12 protein-coding genes are annotated in these 16,083 nt (G+C 35.1%); 9 read left to right on the forward strand and 3 right to left on the reverse strand.

The features are described from left to right. Positions 1 to 4: 4 nt before the first annotated feature. The 3 genes from HHU12_RS35585 (at position 5) to HHU12_RS03185 (ending at position 2,319) form a co-directional block, all read left to right on the forward strand. Positions 5 to 136, forward strand: coding sequence for a hypothetical protein (locus HHU12_RS35585; protein WP_262889370.1), 132 nt, complete (start codon positions 5 to 7; stop codon positions 134 to 136). A gap of 177 nt (positions 137 to 313) precedes the next feature. Beyond that, on the forward strand, positions 314 to 928 hold the full coding sequence (miaE, locus tag HHU12_RS03180; protein ID WP_240970838.1) for a tRNA-(ms[2]io[6]A)-hydroxylase: 615 nt from the start codon (positions 314 to 316) through the stop codon (positions 926 to 928). Positions 929 to 1,035: 107 nt separating this feature from the next. Further along, positions 1,036 to 2,319 carry an anthranilate synthase component I family protein gene (locus HHU12_RS03185; RefSeq protein WP_169654936.1) on the forward strand — a complete coding sequence of 428 codons (1,284 nt, stop codon included), beginning with the start codon at positions 1,036 to 1,038 and terminating at the stop codon, positions 2,317 to 2,319. Between the two features lie 91 nt (positions 2,320 to 2,410). Here HHU12_RS03185 and HHU12_RS03190 read toward each other — a convergent pair whose 3' ends face one another. After that, on the reverse strand, positions 2,411 to 3,178 hold the full coding sequence (locus tag HHU12_RS03190; protein WP_169654938.1) for a sulfite exporter TauE/SafE family protein: 768 nt from the start codon (positions 3,176 to 3,178) through the stop codon (positions 2,411 to 2,413). An 84-nt stretch (positions 3,179 to 3,262) separates the two neighbouring features. Further along, positions 3,263 to 5,071, reverse strand: coding sequence for an SLC13 family permease (locus tag HHU12_RS03195; protein ID WP_169654940.1), 1,809 nt, complete (start codon positions 5,069 to 5,071; stop codon positions 3,263 to 3,265). Between the two features lie 180 nt (positions 5,072 to 5,251). On the opposite strand from HHU12_RS03195, the gene HHU12_RS03200 reads away from it, so the two are divergent. Next, complete coding sequence (locus tag HHU12_RS03200) at positions 5,252 to 8,398, forward strand: PAS domain S-box protein (protein ID WP_169654942.1); 3,147 nt, start codon at positions 5,252 to 5,254, stop codon at positions 8,396 to 8,398. A gap of 274 nt (positions 8,399 to 8,672) precedes the next feature. On the opposite strand, the gene HHU12_RS03205 is transcribed toward HHU12_RS03200, so the two are convergent. Further along, positions 8,673 to 9,230: an NADPH-dependent FMN reductase gene (locus HHU12_RS03205; RefSeq protein WP_169654944.1), complete on the reverse strand. Its 558-nt coding sequence runs from the start codon at positions 9,228 to 9,230 to the stop codon at positions 8,673 to 8,675. 245 nt (positions 9,231 to 9,475) lie between these two features. On the opposite strand from HHU12_RS03205, the gene HHU12_RS03210 reads away from it, so the two are divergent. The 5 genes from HHU12_RS03210 to HHU12_RS03230 all read left to right on the forward strand — a co-directional run bounded on the left by HHU12_RS03210 (position 9,476) and on the right by HHU12_RS03230 (position 15,966). Further along, a complete protein-coding gene (locus HHU12_RS03210; protein WP_169654946.1) occupies positions 9,476 to 10,510 on the forward strand; it encodes a threonine aldolase family protein in 1,035 nt (344 codons plus the stop codon). A gap of 168 nt (positions 10,511 to 10,678) precedes the next feature. Continuing rightward, positions 10,679 to 11,131: a DUF4199 family protein gene (locus HHU12_RS03215; protein WP_169654948.1), complete on the forward strand. Its 453-nt coding sequence runs from the start codon at positions 10,679 to 10,681 to the stop codon at positions 11,129 to 11,131. Positions 11,132 to 11,430: 299 nt separating this feature from the next. Next, positions 11,431 to 12,561, forward strand: coding sequence for a T9SS type A sorting domain-containing protein (locus HHU12_RS03220; protein ID WP_169654950.1), 1,131 nt, complete (start codon positions 11,431 to 11,433; stop codon positions 12,559 to 12,561). A gap of 404 nt (positions 12,562 to 12,965) precedes the next feature. Further along, on the forward strand, positions 12,966 to 14,141 hold the full coding sequence (locus HHU12_RS03225; RefSeq protein ID WP_169654952.1) for a T9SS type A sorting domain-containing protein: 1,176 nt from the start codon (positions 12,966 to 12,968) through the stop codon (positions 14,139 to 14,141). Positions 14,142 to 14,868: 727 nt separating this feature from the next. Then, positions 14,869 to 15,966 (forward strand): T9SS type A sorting domain-containing protein, encoded by a 1,098-nt coding sequence (locus tag HHU12_RS03230; protein ID WP_169654954.1) that lies wholly within the window; start codon positions 14,869 to 14,871, stop codon positions 15,964 to 15,966. Positions 15,967 to 16,083: the final 117 nt, after the last annotated feature.

Raw genomic sequence — 16,083 nt, forward strand, 5'->3', positions numbered from 1 at the left:
TAACATGTTTGAGATGTCTTTGCAAAGACGTCACTATGATCGTTTTTTGATGAAAATGGAGCATTACAAACCATTACAATTGACAGTAATAGCATTACATATCGTTCCTGAAAAGAGTGGAAAAGTGGGTTTTTAGTATTGTTATGGCTTATTTTATTGTAATGTTTACAATTTTGCTCAAAATATGGAATATTCTTTCAGATAAGCGTTAGTTCTTGCATTATCAGATCATTTTTAAATTTTAATTCTCAATTATTGAAGGAATATCTCTAATTTCGCATCGGAATTTTTAATGGAATATTATTCATAAATAATGGAAGAAGAATTCAAAGGGCAAGGGCACATGCTTCACCTCAAATTACCGACTGATCCGAAGTGGGTAAACATGGTGGAGAAAAACAATATTGAGGAAATTTTAGTTGATCATGCATACTGTGAACAGAAAGCGGCTACGGCAAGTATGTCTATCATAGTCAACTATCCTGAATTGGATGATGTGGTGGATACTTTGATGCCAATTGTGGCGGAGGAGTGGGAACACTTTGAGAGAGTCGTAAAGCAACTTCGAAAAAGAGGGTTGTCTTTGGGACGTATGCGAAAAGATGAATATGTTAATGCGATTGTGAAGTTTGCTCGAAAAGGAGGTTCAAGAATGGATCAATTGGTGGACAAACTTCTAGTAAGTGCTTTGATTGAGGCAAGATCTTGTGAGCGATTCAAATTACTTTGGAAAGGACTGGATGATGAAGATTTAAAAAGCTTCTATTATGAATTGATGATTTCTGAGGCAGGGCATTATGTCACTTTTATTGAGTTGGCAAGAAAGTACAAGCCAAGAGAAGAAGTGGATGCTCGCTGGCAAGAATTCTTGAAGTTTGAAGCGGACCTCCTCAAAACTATGGATGTCAGAGGAGATAGAATGCATTAATATTGCTGTTAGTCAGTTTTCTATTAATTGTTCTTTTTATGTAAAGATCAATTTTAAATGATTAATTTTGCACTGTGATGTTTTTGGAAGAAATAGAAGAAAAAAGAATGCGTTTTCAAGTCGAAGATGTGGAGTCGTTTCGTCTGCAAGCATGGAACTGGGGTAAGAATGAAACTTACTGCACTTACTTGTATGATCACGAAATAGATTACCCTAATGGTGGTTTTCAGCACTTATTAGCTGTTGGGGCTAAAAAAGTTTGTGATATTGAGGAAGGAAACTCTTTTGAAAGCGTTCAAAAATTCCATAATCAACACAAAAGTTGGCTATTTGGTCATTGGGGATATGACCTGAAAAATGAGGTGGAACTATTGTGTTCTGACCATCAGGACGGTATAGAAATGTCAAATGCATTTTTCTATATCCCTAAAACTTTATTCATTTTTGAGGGAAATGAGGTTCAAATTGTTTCAGACGGTGATGCTGAAGCTATTTTTTATGAAGTTTCTCAACAAGAAGTGCCTCAACCTTCAGAAGATGGCTGGGGAGGGAAAGTGAGCCCGAAGATCTCTCATAAAATTTATATTGATACTGTTGAAAGAATACAGGAACATATTTTAGAGGGAGATGTTTACGAGGTCAATATCTGTATGGAATTCTTAGCAAGAGAAGCGGAGATTGATCCGTTTGATTTGTATTTAAGAATTTCAGCTTTATCGCCTGCACCTTTTTCAGCATTCCATAAAGTGAAAAACAAGTTTGTCGCTTGTTCTTCTCCGGAACGTTACATGAAAAAAGAGGACAATAAAGTGATTTCTCAACCTATAAAAGGAACAATCCGAAGAGGAAAAACTGAGGAAGAAGATCATCAATTGAAAGTTCAGCTTCGTAATGATGAAAAAGAAGTGGCGGAAAATATGATGATTGTGGATTTGGTGAGAAATGACTTGGCAAGAACTTGTAAGGCAGGAACGATCAAAGTACCAGAGATTTTTGGTATTTATGGTTTCAAATCTGTTTTCCAGATGATTTCAACAATTGAAGGAGAAATCAAGGAAGGTATTCCTTTTGCGAAAGTATTGAAAAATGCATTTCCAATGGGAAGTATGACCGGAGCACCAAAAGTGATGGCAATGGCATTGATTGAAACGTATGAGCGAACGAAAAGAGGCTTGTATTCTGGTTCTATAGGTTATATCACTCCTGAGGGCGATTTTGATTTTAATGTAGTGATCAGAAGTGCCTTTTATAACGCCAGAAATAAATACTTATCCTTCCAAATTGGTAGTGCGATTACGATTGACTCCAATGCAGAATTAGAATATGAAGAATGTCTATTGAAAGCGAAAGGAATGCTTGATGCATTAAATGCTGAGATGGAATTGAAATAAAGAATGTGTAATCAATATACACTGAAAATAGATCACCCTTAATTGTGAAAGCAGTTAAGGGTTTTTTCTTGTATTAAGGGGGAAGTCCTGCTTAATATTGACTCAAATCGTAAAGTGTCTTTAATAAGAATAATATCAAAATCACATTAAAAAAAGCCTTCACAACTTTTGGATTCACTTTAACGACTAATTCAGCTCCAATCCAACTTCCAAGAAAAGCACCCACTACCCCCACTAATCCATAATCCCAATACACTAAGCCTTCCATCATAAAAAAGAATAATGCGGACATAGATGAGATCATGGCCAGACTTTTAGAAAAAGCAACGTTGACCATCACAGGAATATTACTGAAAAAAGAAAGGATAAAAAAGCAGATGACACTTGTGCCAGGCCCAAAGAAGCCACTGTAAAGTCCAATTAAAAAAGCTGTAGGATACACTATTTTTGAAGGTACATTGTCATCAAAATCCGTCTCAGATTTAGGGTGCTTTCGTTTATACCATTCTAAGGTAAACAGAAAAAGAATAATGACCAAGAGAAGGTAAAGCATGTACTTTGCATTCATCAGTTTGCTCAATTCTGCTCCACAAACCGCCATTACTAATGAAATGCCACAAGCAATTAATAGTTGTCGGTTGATCTTCAAAAAACCTTTTCTATGATACTGAAAAGTGGCAGTGATTGAAGCTGTAGTGAGGATTACTTTATTCGTACCGAGAATAACAGCATCCGGTAATCCAAGGTAAATTAATGCGGGTAATGATAACATTCCGCCTCCGCCAGAAATGGAGGTAATCACCGATGAAAAACTGCACACTAAAAACCAGAAAATATATTTGTAAATCTGTTCGTCCATTATCAGAAAGTATTAGGTTTTCACCTTTAAGAGATGCTTGAAACATACTCTATATCGCACAAAAATCGTTTGCCTCAAAGGTACCTAATATAAATGATAATATAGAATAATGAAGATGATACAAGTAGTACAGTAAATGCCCATCAATGGAAGGCCTATTTTCATAAAATCTTTCGTTTTATATCCGCCGGGACCATAAACAATCCAGTTGGTCTGATAGCTGACGGGTGTCAAAAACGCAGCCGAAGCGGCAAAGGCAATAGCCACAAAGAAAGGTGTACTTGGCAAATTCAACATCTCACTCACCGAATAAGCGATAGGGAACACAATGGATATAGCGGCCACATTGGTTACGAATGAGGTCAATAAAACGGTAACTAAAAACAGTCCTACAAGTACACCAATCACCCCGAAAGGCAAGAAAATAGTAATAAACATTTTACTGACGATTTCAGAGGCTCCCGAATTAATAAATGCATCACCTAAAGTAAGGGCTGACATCAGTAATATGATAAGGTCTAGATCAAGTTCTTTATTGACGGTATTAAAATTGGTGGCTTTGATAAGCAATAGGCCGGCAAAAGAAATAATAGCTGCCGTTAGAATAGACAAGACTCCAAAACCCACTAATAAAATCAAGGAAATCAAAACACCCAAATACACTGCTTTATGCATTTGTTTTACAACAGGTCTTTGACTCTTTTCAATAGTAGACAACACATAAAACTCTTTATAAGATTTCATATTAGAAAAGAAAGTGTCCCCTGCGGATAACAGCAACATATCACCGGCTTGTAGCGTCACATTTTCAAGTTCTCCCGTTACCTTTTGTCCATTTCTATGAATAGCAACCAATTCAACATCATATTTTTCCTTGAAATTGATTTTGCTGATATATTTCCCATCCAAGAAAGAATTGGCAGGGATTACAGCTTCTACAATTTCAGAATCGTCTTCATGATTGGGCACTTCGAGTCCCAATTCTGAATTTACAATCGTCATGATGTTGTCGGTTTGTCCCATAAACATCAACTGATCTTTGTGTTTGAAAGTGAAATCATCTGGAATAGGTGTAATGACTTCACCTCCTCTGTGGACCTCGATTAAATAAGCACCTTCAAATTTTTTGAGCTCTGATTCTCCTACCGTTTTCCCTATTATTTTGGATAGTTTATGTACTTCCAGTGCCATTAAATATTCCGGAGCGATTGCTTTCGCATCATCAAAAACTTCTTTATTTTCAGGTAATAGATTATAACCTACAGTGACTAAATAGAGAATTCCCAAAAAAGTGACCAAAATACCTAAATAAAGGAAGTCTGAATAAGCTAAAAGGGGTAAGTTATTCGTTTCTATAAAACCATTGAGGACTAAATTGGTTGACGTACCGATTATGGTGATCATACCGCCTAAAATGGTACTGAAGGAAAGCGGAATCAGTAGTTTAGAAGGATGAGCTCCCATTTTTTTACACCAATTGTAAACGTAAGGAGTCAATCCTGCCACTACGGGCGTGTTGTTGGTGAAAGAAGAAAGGAATGCGGCAAAGGAAGTCACCTTTAATAAAAAGAGCCGGGGATTTTTAGATTTGCCGATCATTTTATCCAAAATAGCTTCCAGATTGAAGGTATGATAAAGGTGAGTGGTCACAATAACTAGCACAATGATTGTAGCTATTGAAGGGTTGCTCATTGAGTGCAAAATGTCATTTGAACTAATCGTTCCTGTGACGAGAAGTATCACAACACCAATAAAGAAAATCACTGATGGTTTGGTACGTTCTCTCAGAAGACCTATTACCACTAATGAAACGGTAATCAGGACAATCCATTTTTCTACTTCATGAGGAAGGTAATGACTTATATATAGAAAGGGATGAAGAAATTTAGGCATAAATTTGGGTTATTAGGTTATAACCAATATAGACTTTTTGAGATTAGAAAAAAGTGATGATTATCAACGAAATATTGATAAAGATTAAAAAAAAATGCTTTTTAAAGTAGTAAAGTTATCACTTGATTTGAAATATTAAATTCATGTAGGAAAAAATCCTATTTTTTAGATATATAAAATATGAAAGTAAGCCCAGAGTTCAGAGGTACAGCAACTATTGTAGTAGTGAGTTTACTACTGCTGATGAGTTTTGTTTCTTTCTTGAGGTCTTCACAAGCAGAGAAAAGAGAAGTGTCTGAAATCCTTCTAAATCAGGAGTATAAGATTGCAAACTTCCCTTATCATGCAAGAGAATATTATAGAACGGATGATAGAAAAACACTATTAGGTCTGAAACAGGAAGCAGATAAAGTGCTTTCTCAGATTAATGCAATGGAGAGCGGTACTAAAATGCTTTCTTCAGAGCAGCAGTCTTTTTTGATCCTTACTTCTCTTGGAGATGACGACTTGTCGCATGCTTTGGAATTGTATCGAAAGCGTTTTGAGGATTACTATGAGCAGATTGATGTAATGTGGGATGCTAGTATCAAATCTAATTCCTCTATTGAAGAACTGCAGTATGGAAGAAGAACATTGGGCTACTCTTCTTCTACAGCACAGTTGATTGGTGAAGGAGAGGGAAGCGATGTGGTAGGAAAAGCACTCGATTTTTTAGAAAGAAGAAACTCTTCATTACTACTTCATAACAGAGAAACACGTTTTCAACTGGAAGAAAACATAAGACGCACAAAATCAACCAATATCATTTTCAATGGTCTTTTGGTGGTTATTGGTGTGGTGCTTTTGATTTCTCAAGGAGCCTATTTTAGAAACAAGCTCTTGGTTCCGATGAATTTACTGAGAAAAAACCTTGAGTATTTTACTTCAGAAAAAGGAGGAGATAATATTTCTGACATCAAAGTAATTGAAGACAAGGTAAATCATTTGGAAGATGACTTTGAGAGAATCACAAAAATGATTGAGCACTTGGGTGAGAAAGATTTTGAAGCAAATACTGATGGTCTTAACCCTAGGCTGGAAGAATCTTACGATAAAGCACGTAATACCTTAATGCAGCTGGCTAATGAGGAGTTTGTAAGTAAATGGATTACTGAAGGACTGGCTAAAACAACTGAAACGCTTAATGGTGAACATTTTGATTCGATCACAGATATGAGTTTTGCTTTTGTGAGGTTTGTCACTCGTCACTTAGGTGCACTCCAAGGTGGTGTTTTCTTAAGACTGGACAAAAACAGCGATCAGGTGGTGAATCAAGTGGCAAGCTATGCTTATGGCAAAAAGCGTTTTCCTCAGAAAAAAATCTCAGCAAATGAAGGTTTGGTGGGACAGGTAATGCTGGAGAAACAATATATCTATGTGGAAGATGTACCAGATCATTATACTGCCATTTCTTCAGGACTTGGAGAGGCGGCACCTACCAGTATTATAATTATTCCAGTGGTACATGGTGCGGATGAGGTATATGGAGCTGTAGAAATTGCATCTTACAGAAACTTGACTCCTCATGAAAAAGAATATGCGAATGCAGCTTGTGAGCGTTTTGCCTCAGCCATTGCAGTATATATGATGAATGAAAATACTCGCCGCTTGCTGAAAGAGTCAATGGAAGTCAATGAAAATTTGAAAAACAAAGAGGAATCATTGATATCTAAAACAAAAGAGATGCAGGGCTTCCAGGATGAACTCAACGTGAAATTGAAAGAGCTGTCCAAGGAATCTAACCTTAATAAAAACATCCTTGAAGCAATTGGTAAAACCATGGCAATTATAGAGTTTGACCTTGAAGGGAGAATTATTACTGCCAATGATATGTACCTTTCGGTGATGGGATATAAATTGGAAAACCTGATCGGAAAGTATGAAAGAGTATTAGTTCCTTCTGAAGAAGTGAATTCAATGCGTTATAAATTGCTTTGGGATAGTTTGAATAACGGTTCTTACATTTCGGGTGAATATTGCAGAATCAATAAAAGAGGACAGGAAATATGGATGAACGGTACTTATAATCCTATTTTCGGGCTGGATGGAAAACCATATAAAATCATTCAGTTTGCAGAGTTTACAACAGAGCAAAAAGCCAAAGATCTGACAAGTACAGAAAGACTGAATGCTTTCGGAATGCATTTCCCAGTGCTCGACCTTGATTTGGATGGAAAAATAAAATCTGCCAATACGACTTTCACAGAACTGCTAGGGTATCGAAGAAAAGAATATAGAAATATTGCTTTGGTGGAGCTGTTTGAAGATGCCAAAGAAATCCGCTCTTTTAAACGAATTCTTAGAGATATAAAGGCAGGGACAGACGCGACGGCCACTTTCAATTTTATGTCTAGAGAAGGACATGTCAAAACTCTAGAGCTTAATTTATTCCCATTAAAGAGTTTATCAGGCGATGTACAGAAAATTACATTGTTTATGGTAGATAAGACAGAGGAAAGCTTTATTAGAAAGGAATTGAAAACAGAGTCAGAGTCGCTCAATTTATTACAGAACGAGGTGGCTTCAAGAACAGCAATCATGGAAGGTATGTCTATGATTCTGGAAGTAGATCTTAATGGTCGAATCCTTTCTGGCAATGATAAAGTTGAAGAGCTAACAGGTAAATCTATAGACAGTATGATAGGGCAACCGCTTGCTGATATGGTCACAACTTCTTATCAGTCTGTTATTTCTACCTTGTTGTCGGATGATTCAGAAAGAAATGTAAAAATCAGAACCTTAGAATATTATACAACTAGAAAAGGAGCACTTTGGGGAGAGACAAGCGTGAGAGCAGTATTTAATGGTGATGTGCCGATCAAGTTTACATTTATCATTTTTGATGTCACAGAAAGAGTAGAGCGCGAGCAAGGTTTGACAAGACAGGTAGAACGTCAGAAAACCAAGAATACTCTTTTCAGAATGCAACAGAAAGAGAACAATAAGGAAAGTGGTTTTGCAGTATTAGAACAAATTTTCCAGGATAAAGAAGTGGATCTGTCTACCAATGAGTGGATCAACAAGCTTTCTTTACCTTCATTATTATTAGATGCCGAAGGAAAGATTGAAGCTGAAAATACCACCTTCAAGAATTTAGATATTACAGCCACTAAAATTTTGAATGTGCCTGATTTCTTATCGGAATCACAGAAAGAAAAAATCATGCATTCTGTAATCAATGCATCTCTATTGGAAGAATCTTTACCATTAAAAGGCGAAGAAAAATTATTGCTTTCTGTTCCTTTATTCCAAGAAAATACACACAGAATACTGATTATGTTTGCATAAAGTACTGTGACAAAAGAAATGGAACAATAATTACGTGCACCATGACTGAAAGTCATGGGCTTATGGGAAGCTATCATATTTTCCAACTTTCATTATAATCTTGACATACCTCAAAGATTTACAGTCTTTATTACCATTTAAATATGGATAAGCCAAATATTATAATCACATGTTGATAAATGAGTTATCTTCCCAAAAGCCCATAATTTCAATTATGGGTCTACGAAATACTCGCTTTCATTAGTCCGAGTACTTAATTCATCATTCTTATTTTTTAATCCAATTTCTTTTTGCTTACGATTGCTTCAGCCAGCCAGACATATTCCTTTATAAACATATCAACACTCCCTTTAAATTCAGGATTTAATAAAACACCTTCGGGATCCACTTGATCTTGAACATTTGCCACTGTCATCATTCTATACGTAGGGTAAGCCATCAGGGCAAGCACTTGAAGTTGCATAGCTTGAGCTGCTCTTATTCCTCCAAGCGGTCCAGCTGAAATACTGATCACACCAATCGGTTTTCTTTGATAAGTACTTTTAGGGAAAAAATCGATTACGTTTTTCAATGCCGAAGAAAAGCTTCCATTGTATTCGGGCGAAGCCAATAAAATACCATCTGCTTTATCTAAAATAGTACCCAGTTTTTTTACATTTTCCGGTGAACTGTCATGCAGAGTATTTGTGAGAGGAGGAAGAGCATATTCTTTGAGATCAATCACTTCTACATCGAGAGAAAACTGTTCTTTCATTCTTTGGGCGATATAAAGTACAGCGCCATGAGATTGTCTATCATCTCTTACACTTCCTGAGAGTAGTATTAGTTTCATTTTATTTCGGTTTAAAAAGTTTGTTTTAAGTTATAAAACTTAAGACTAAAAGGTACGCTTTTACTAACAAAACTTAGTAGTACTAATTGTATGTGGAATAAGTTGTCAATATTTAATAACCTTTTCTCTAACTTTATGTTTTTCTATGTTATTTACCCATAACCAATCTCTTTAAGCTGTTGAGGATATTAGCTTAAGTAAGAGAACAATTCAAAGAAGACTTCCATATTAAGTAGAAATATATAATGAAAAAAACATTAGCAAGTGACAATTATTCGGGAGCGAATCCTGAAATTATAGAAGCATTGGGGAGAGTAAATGTCGGACACCAAGGTTCTTATGGAGCAGACGATGCAACTGCAGGAGCAATAGCTGTTTTTAAGAAATTATTGAAAGAAGACATTGATGTGTATTTTACCATGAATGGCACAGGCGCTAACGTTACCGCTTTATCATCAGTTTGCCCTTCTTATGGTGCTATCATTTGTTCATCAGTAGCACATATTAATGTAGACGAATGCGGTGCTCCTGAAAAATTCGGTGGGTTTAAGTTGCTTACTGTAGAGAAGGAAAACGGGAAGCTTACTCCAGATGATATTACTCCATTTTTGGTAAACCTAGGTGAACAGCATTGGTCACAGCCGAAAGTCGTTTCTATCACACAAGCTACAGAATATGGCACTGTATATACATGCGAAGAAATAAAAGCGATCGCCGATATTGCTCATAAAAACAACTTATTGTTGCATGTAGATGGAGCAAGAATCAGTAATGCGGCTGTTTCATTGGGTGTTTCTTTCAAGGAAATGCTGGTAGATACAGGTGTTGATTTTATTTCTTTTGGCGGAACAAAAAACGGATTGATGTTCGGTGAAGCGGTTATCTTTTTGAACACAAAGATTTCTGAAAACTATAAATTCGTTCGAAAGCAAGGGATGCAGTTGTTGTCAAAAATGCGCTATATCGCTGTTCAGTTCGAAACACTTTTCGGTTCAGATTTATGGAAAGAAAATGCTCTTCATGCCAATAAAATGGCCAAAAAACTGGCTGAAGGTTTAGGTAAAGTCCCTGAAGTGGTCATTACTCAAGAAGTACAGGCCAACGGTGTTTTTGCTATTTTACCGAAAGAAGTAATTCCAGCCATGCAAGAACAATCTCCTTTCTATGTATGGAATGAACAGACCAATGAAGTCCGCTTGATGTGTTCTTTTGATACATCAGAAGAAGAAATCAATGCTTTCATAGAAAAACTAGAAATACTTACTGCCACTACGGCATAAGTTATTAAAGCTCTACAGCTCAAAAAGTCATGTATTCTCAAAAAATGCATGACTTTTTATGTTTTACCAAAACAATTCTTACCCGTATTGGTTTATTACACATGAACACTTAATAATACCCACCCTTAAATGTTCAATAACTCAGGAACCTTCTAACTAGCCCCTCTTATGAAAATTATTATTAAATACGCTTCTTTCATGTTCGTCGGATATCTGTTATTATTTCTGATCATGAAATTTTTAAATCTATACCATATTATAGAATTAAGAGCATTGAATTTTGTGATTCACGCTGGCGGTATTTTTTATGCTTTCAAGGAGATGCAAAAAGAAAACCCTAGTGATTTCGGTTATCTATCAGGTTTCTTGAACGGGATGAGAATAACATTACTAAGTGCAATTCCCTTCGCATTTTTCATGATGTTCTATCTGACATTTATAGAACCTGAATTTTTGCAATATCTCAGAGAAACGGCTCTATCTGGAGCTTACATCACAAAAGGGAAATTATTTATTGGTTTATGCGCAGAAGCCTTGGGATCAGGGATTCTTATATCATATATCGCTATGAGGTACACAATTCTGTTGGCTTCATACGACCTTAAAAATAATCAACTATAGACAAATTAGACCTACGAGCTGGAAACCTCACGGATTGAATCTGTGAGGTTTTTTATTGGCTTAGTACTTAAATAGCTCCATTTACCCCTGAAAAAAAGCGATAAAAGCCCATTGAAGCCCATTTGAAGTAGTACTTTGAAAAGTTGACGTAGTACTATTTGAATGTATTTGTAGCCATTTACCCTAGTTTTGAGAAGTACTTTATTAACACCAGTGCAAACGTAATTCATTCTCTAAACTTAACAGCAGCCGCTGATTTCATCCCATCGAAAATTGATGAAATTAAATTCTCTTAACTTATGAAAAAAGTTTACTGTTTAACTTTCTTATTGTGGACTTATTGTTTTCAGTCCGTCAATGCTCAATGCGTACAAACTGACCTTGCTATTGGAGCATTTGGGAACTACTATATTCCATCAGACTATGAGTTGTGTTCTGATCTGCGCGCCGACTTAAATGGAGTAAACGGCATTACAAGTGCAAGTTTACAGGAATCGAGTTTAACCATAAAAGCAGGAACGGATATTACCATCACCGCTGCTACGTTTTCTTTTTTCTATGTCAACTTGATTATAGAAGAAGGAGCGATACTCCGTATCAATGGAAATATGCAAATTGAAGATACCGACCCTTATGATTCTAGTTTTCAAATTGATGGACAATTAATCATTAGTGGTGACCTATCAACAAGTGCCTGGAGCTTTCGAGAGGAAGATACCGGAGCTGATATAGTGATAGATGGAAATGGATATGTTCAAATCGGAGGGGATTTTAATAGTGGAACAATGGACCCAGATAAAATATCGGATGGTATAACTTGGGATATTGACTGTGGAAATATAAAGGAAAATCTTACCTGTTCGGATCTTCCAGTAGAGTTGTCTTACTTCCAGGCTTCTGTAACAGAAGAGACCGTTATTTTAGAGTGGGAGACAGCAACAGAAGTAAATTCCTCTCATTTTGATATAGAAAGAACCTTAGACCTGAAAAACTGGGAGAAGATAGGCACACTTCAATCATCAGGAAATTCTCAAACGGCTATTTTTTATGAATTTGAAGATGACTTGCTATCGGAAAAATCATATTACAGATTGAAGCAAGTGGATATAGATGGGAAGTATACCTATTATGGACCTATAGAAGTAAACAAAAGTGGTAATTCATCTTTAAGCATGATGATTTTACCAAACCGAATCTCAAGTGGAGAAGAAGTACAGTTTAGTATTTCAGGTTTAAGTATAGGAAATGATATTCAAATTCAAGTTTATAACAATCAAGGACATCTAGTTTATTATGATAAAGTAGTGGATAATAATGTTAACCATTTTTTAAAGACCACAAATATTAATGATCAGCTTTCTTCGGGTATGTACTTCGTTGTCGTCAATTCAGGAAGAGATATCGTAAAAGAAAAGCTTCTTGTAAATTAAAAGAACAAGTTATTATATAAAGCTTCAAAACCTCATGGAAACTCTCTATGAGGTTTTATTAGTTGTAGATAGGATTTAAAGGAGAAGTGATTTTATTAATTTACTCTATATCAGTAAAGTATTAAATAAAAAGAATGGATATAGTATATTTAACAGGATAAAATTAGTAAATAATTGTAAGTGTTAAATATTAATGAACTTTTTGTTTGTTAATGTTGTTTAAGTAAATTTCAAAAATTTCTATTAATTTAAGTTATAACGAACAGAAATTACATTGAAGCAAGACTTTATTTTGTTATAGAGATTTGCATTCACACAGGCTATTTACATTTTTATTTTTCTCTAAATCAACACGATCACTGATTTCTAATGCTGGATTGGTGAGCTTTAAATTAACCTAACTTATGAAGGGATTATACTTATTATTTTTGTCTTTTTTACTGATTAATACAATCGTTTCTGCTCAATGTACTATAGATACAACACCTACTGATGATGTAAATTATAATCAGTCTGATGTTTGTTTAGAAGGGAATGGTACATCAATAGAAGTTGCTACTGATCGTGATATTACAATAACATATTCAGATGGTGGTAATGACCCTAATGATGGAGTTGATTACTATATTGACGTGACCTGGAATATAGGCATAACAATATTAAGAAATTTAATTTTGACTAGTACAACAACTACTACTGGACCTGATGGAAATGATTATGCAGCTCATGGTATAAAACTTGTAATTGCACCAAATACACATGTTGAGATTCAAGGAAACCTTGAATTAGATTATGGGTCTTCTATTGAAGTACAAGATGGTGGGAAATTGACGATTACGGGTGATTTGACCTACGTGTCGGCTTCGAATGCTAATTGTGATGAGTGTTATGATTGGAATATTCTTGTTGTTTCAGATGAGGAACGTGAGGCAAGAGATACTTACCATAATAATATTATTGAAAGTGTTGTAATAATAGGAGAAGAAAACATCACTGTTGGAGGTACAAATGACCTCCCAGTAGAACTAACCTACTTCCAAGCCTCATCCAACGAAGAAGCAGTAAATCTAGAGTGGGAAACTGCCTCAGAAATCAATGCTTCTCACTTTGATATTCAAAGATCAGCTGATAGAAAAACATGGGAAACGTTAGGTGCAGTTGAGGCGAGTGGTAATTCACAAGTGGCTATTACTTATGAGTTTGAAGATACAGAGCCATTACCACTTGCTTATTATAGATTGAAGCAAGTAGACTTTGATGGTGTTTATGAATTCTTCGGACCGTTGCAAGTAGCATTGAATGGCAAGGACGTACCAATGGAATTGTTATTAATGCCGAACAATATCAATAGTGGTCAGGAAGTTCAATTTAACCTTTCAGGACTGGATGTTGGAAATAATATTGAGATCACAATCTATAACGGTCAAGGAAATATAGTATTTAAAGAAATAGAAGAGGATGTTTCCTCCGAAGTATATTTAAAACCTCTTGATTTTACATCTACTTTAGGAACAGGTATGTATTATGTAGTAGTGAAATCTGGTAAAGATATGGTAAAAGAGAAACTATTGATCCGATAGATTAGAGCGGATAATAGAATTCGGAATATGAATAAGACTCATAGTTGTAAAAAGCTGTGGGTCTTTTTTATGCCTGAATAATTTTCCAGAAAGGTAAAATGATTGAAAATGAGAGAATTTGAAAAATATTTTTGAGCATTAACAAAATAATTTAGTCTTAAAAATGCATCATTTGATCTATTTCTTGAATTGGAAAATTTTGAGGAAAGAAATTAAAGCTTATTTCTCGTTCTGTCTATCTCTTATTAATCTCAAAAGCTACTTATTTACTTATGTATGTAAGAAAAATAAATTTCTTGTCTAAAAACAATAAAGAATTCCTGATAATCATGAAGTTTTTCTAAAGAAGTAGCACAATACCGTCTATAATTACGACTGTATTTTATTTTATATATTCTTATAACACATTGCACTATTTTAATATTTTATAGATAGAATTGTTGATTATATGAATAAAATCAAGAAAAAAAGTGAGATGTTAATATGCTCATAAGCATTTGTTTACTAAAAATGTTTTGCAATATTTGCTGTATGATATGATGTATTAAATTACTGAAAATAAGACAATTACTACTGTTTATCTAAAGGGTTACTTTGATTAATTACTCTATTGTTAACTTAATAACCCATATGCCCAATTTCTATTTTTAATTTAAAATCTTAGCTCAAATCATCTCCTGCTTTTAGTGTTGTAAAACTCTAATGGATGGAAGTGAGATTTATTATCATGAAAAAATTTTACTGCTTTTTCTTATTGTTATTTACTGCTCAATTTATTTATGGACAATGCACGCCAGTGGATAACATAGTGTATACATCTGATTGTACTTATGACAATGTTGGTGTAGCTGTTAACATAGGTTCAGGGAGCGATGTAACAATATCTGACAGTGGAGATCCTGCTGACCCAACTGATGTTATTTGGAATGTAGGTTCTTACACCATACAAGGCTGGACTATTATTCTCACCACCAATTTTGGCAATTTAACCGTGGATGAAGGGGCAACCCTTACTATAAATGGTGATTTGATAATGTCCGAGTTTGGGATTCTTACTGTCAATGGTACTTTACATGTAATTGGGGATGTTACCCATACAATAGGTGCATCTCTAGGAGATCGTTTCAATATTGGTCCTAACGGTACAATAAATATTGATGGTGATTTAGATCTTTCAGGTCCATTTGGCTTCACTGGAGTACTGGGAACTTGGGAAGGAGCATTAAATGTAACGGGAACAGTGGTTGGTACAGGAAATTTACCTGTAGAATTAACTTACTTAAAGGCATCTCCTGAAGAAGAAAATATTACAATAGAGTGGGAAACAGCTACAGAAGAGAATGCCTCTCATTTTGATATTGAAAGATCTACAGATCTTGAGAATTGGCAGGCCATTGGCTCGGTTCAAGCGGCAGGAAATTCACAAACATCCATCTATTATCAATTTGAGGACAAGAGTCCATTGCCAAAAGCTTATTACAGGCTGAAGCAAGTAGATTTTGATGGAGAGTATGCTTATTATGGTCCTTTAATTATTAATCATCAAGGTATTTCAGAAACCATGAATGCCACTATAATGCCTAATAACATTTCAACCGGAGAAAAGGTACATTTTAATATGTCAGGGTTGAACGTAGGAAATGATGTTTTCATTCAAGTCTATAATAATCAAGGGCATACCGTGCACTTTGAAGAAGTCAATGATATCAGTACAAATAATCTCTTTAAGCCCATGGATTTTACAAGTCATTTAAGGTCGGGTATGTACTATGTCGTTATCAAGTCTGGAAAAAGTGTTGTAAAAGAAAAACTCCTTATCAACTAATAAAGATATTACAGACAGACTAAAATTACTCATATCATATACTAAACGAAACGCCCATAGTACGCCACACTATGGTTTTTTTTATTGTATCATCCTTATTAAGTTTTATTAAGTAAT

It is taken from the genome of Flammeovirga aprica JL-4 (assembly GCF_012844305.1).
In the GTDB taxonomy this organism is placed as follows: domain Bacteria; phylum Bacteroidota; class Bacteroidia; order Cytophagales; family Flammeovirgaceae; genus Flammeovirga; species Flammeovirga aprica.

Coding starts and splice junctions, on each gene's coding strand:
- HHU12_RS35585 (WP_262889370.1), top strand. CDS start 5: ATGTTTGAGATGTCTTTGCAAAGACGTCACTATGATCGTTTTTTGATG.
- miaE (WP_240970838.1), top strand. CDS start 314: ATGGAAGAAGAATTCAAAGGGCAAGGGCACATGCTTCACCTCAAATTA.
- HHU12_RS03185 (WP_169654936.1), top strand. CDS start 1,036: ATGCGTTTTCAAGTCGAAGATGTGGAGTCGTTTCGTCTGCAAGCATGG.
- HHU12_RS03190 (WP_169654938.1), bottom strand. CDS start 3,178: ATGGACGAACAGATTTACAAATATATTTTCTGGTTTTTAGTGTGCAGT.
- HHU12_RS03195 (WP_169654940.1), bottom strand. CDS start 5,071: ATGCCTAAATTTCTTCATCCCTTTCTATATATAAGTCATTACCTTCCT.
- HHU12_RS03200 (WP_169654942.1), top strand. CDS start 5,252: ATGAAAGTAAGCCCAGAGTTCAGAGGTACAGCAACTATTGTAGTAGTG.
- HHU12_RS03205 (WP_169654944.1), bottom strand. CDS start 9,230: ATGAAACTAATACTACTCTCAGGAAGTGTAAGAGATGATAGACAATCT.
- HHU12_RS03210 (WP_169654946.1), top strand. CDS start 9,476: ATGAAAAAAACATTAGCAAGTGACAATTATTCGGGAGCGAATCCTGAA.
- HHU12_RS03215 (WP_169654948.1), top strand. CDS start 10,679: ATGAAAATTATTATTAAATACGCTTCTTTCATGTTCGTCGGATATCTG.
- HHU12_RS03220 (WP_169654950.1), top strand. CDS start 11,431: ATGAAAAAAGTTTACTGTTTAACTTTCTTATTGTGGACTTATTGTTTT.
- HHU12_RS03225 (WP_169654952.1), top strand. CDS start 12,966: ATGAAGGGATTATACTTATTATTTTTGTCTTTTTTACTGATTAATACA.
- HHU12_RS03230 (WP_169654954.1), top strand. CDS start 14,869: ATGAAAAAATTTTACTGCTTTTTCTTATTGTTATTTACTGCTCAATTT.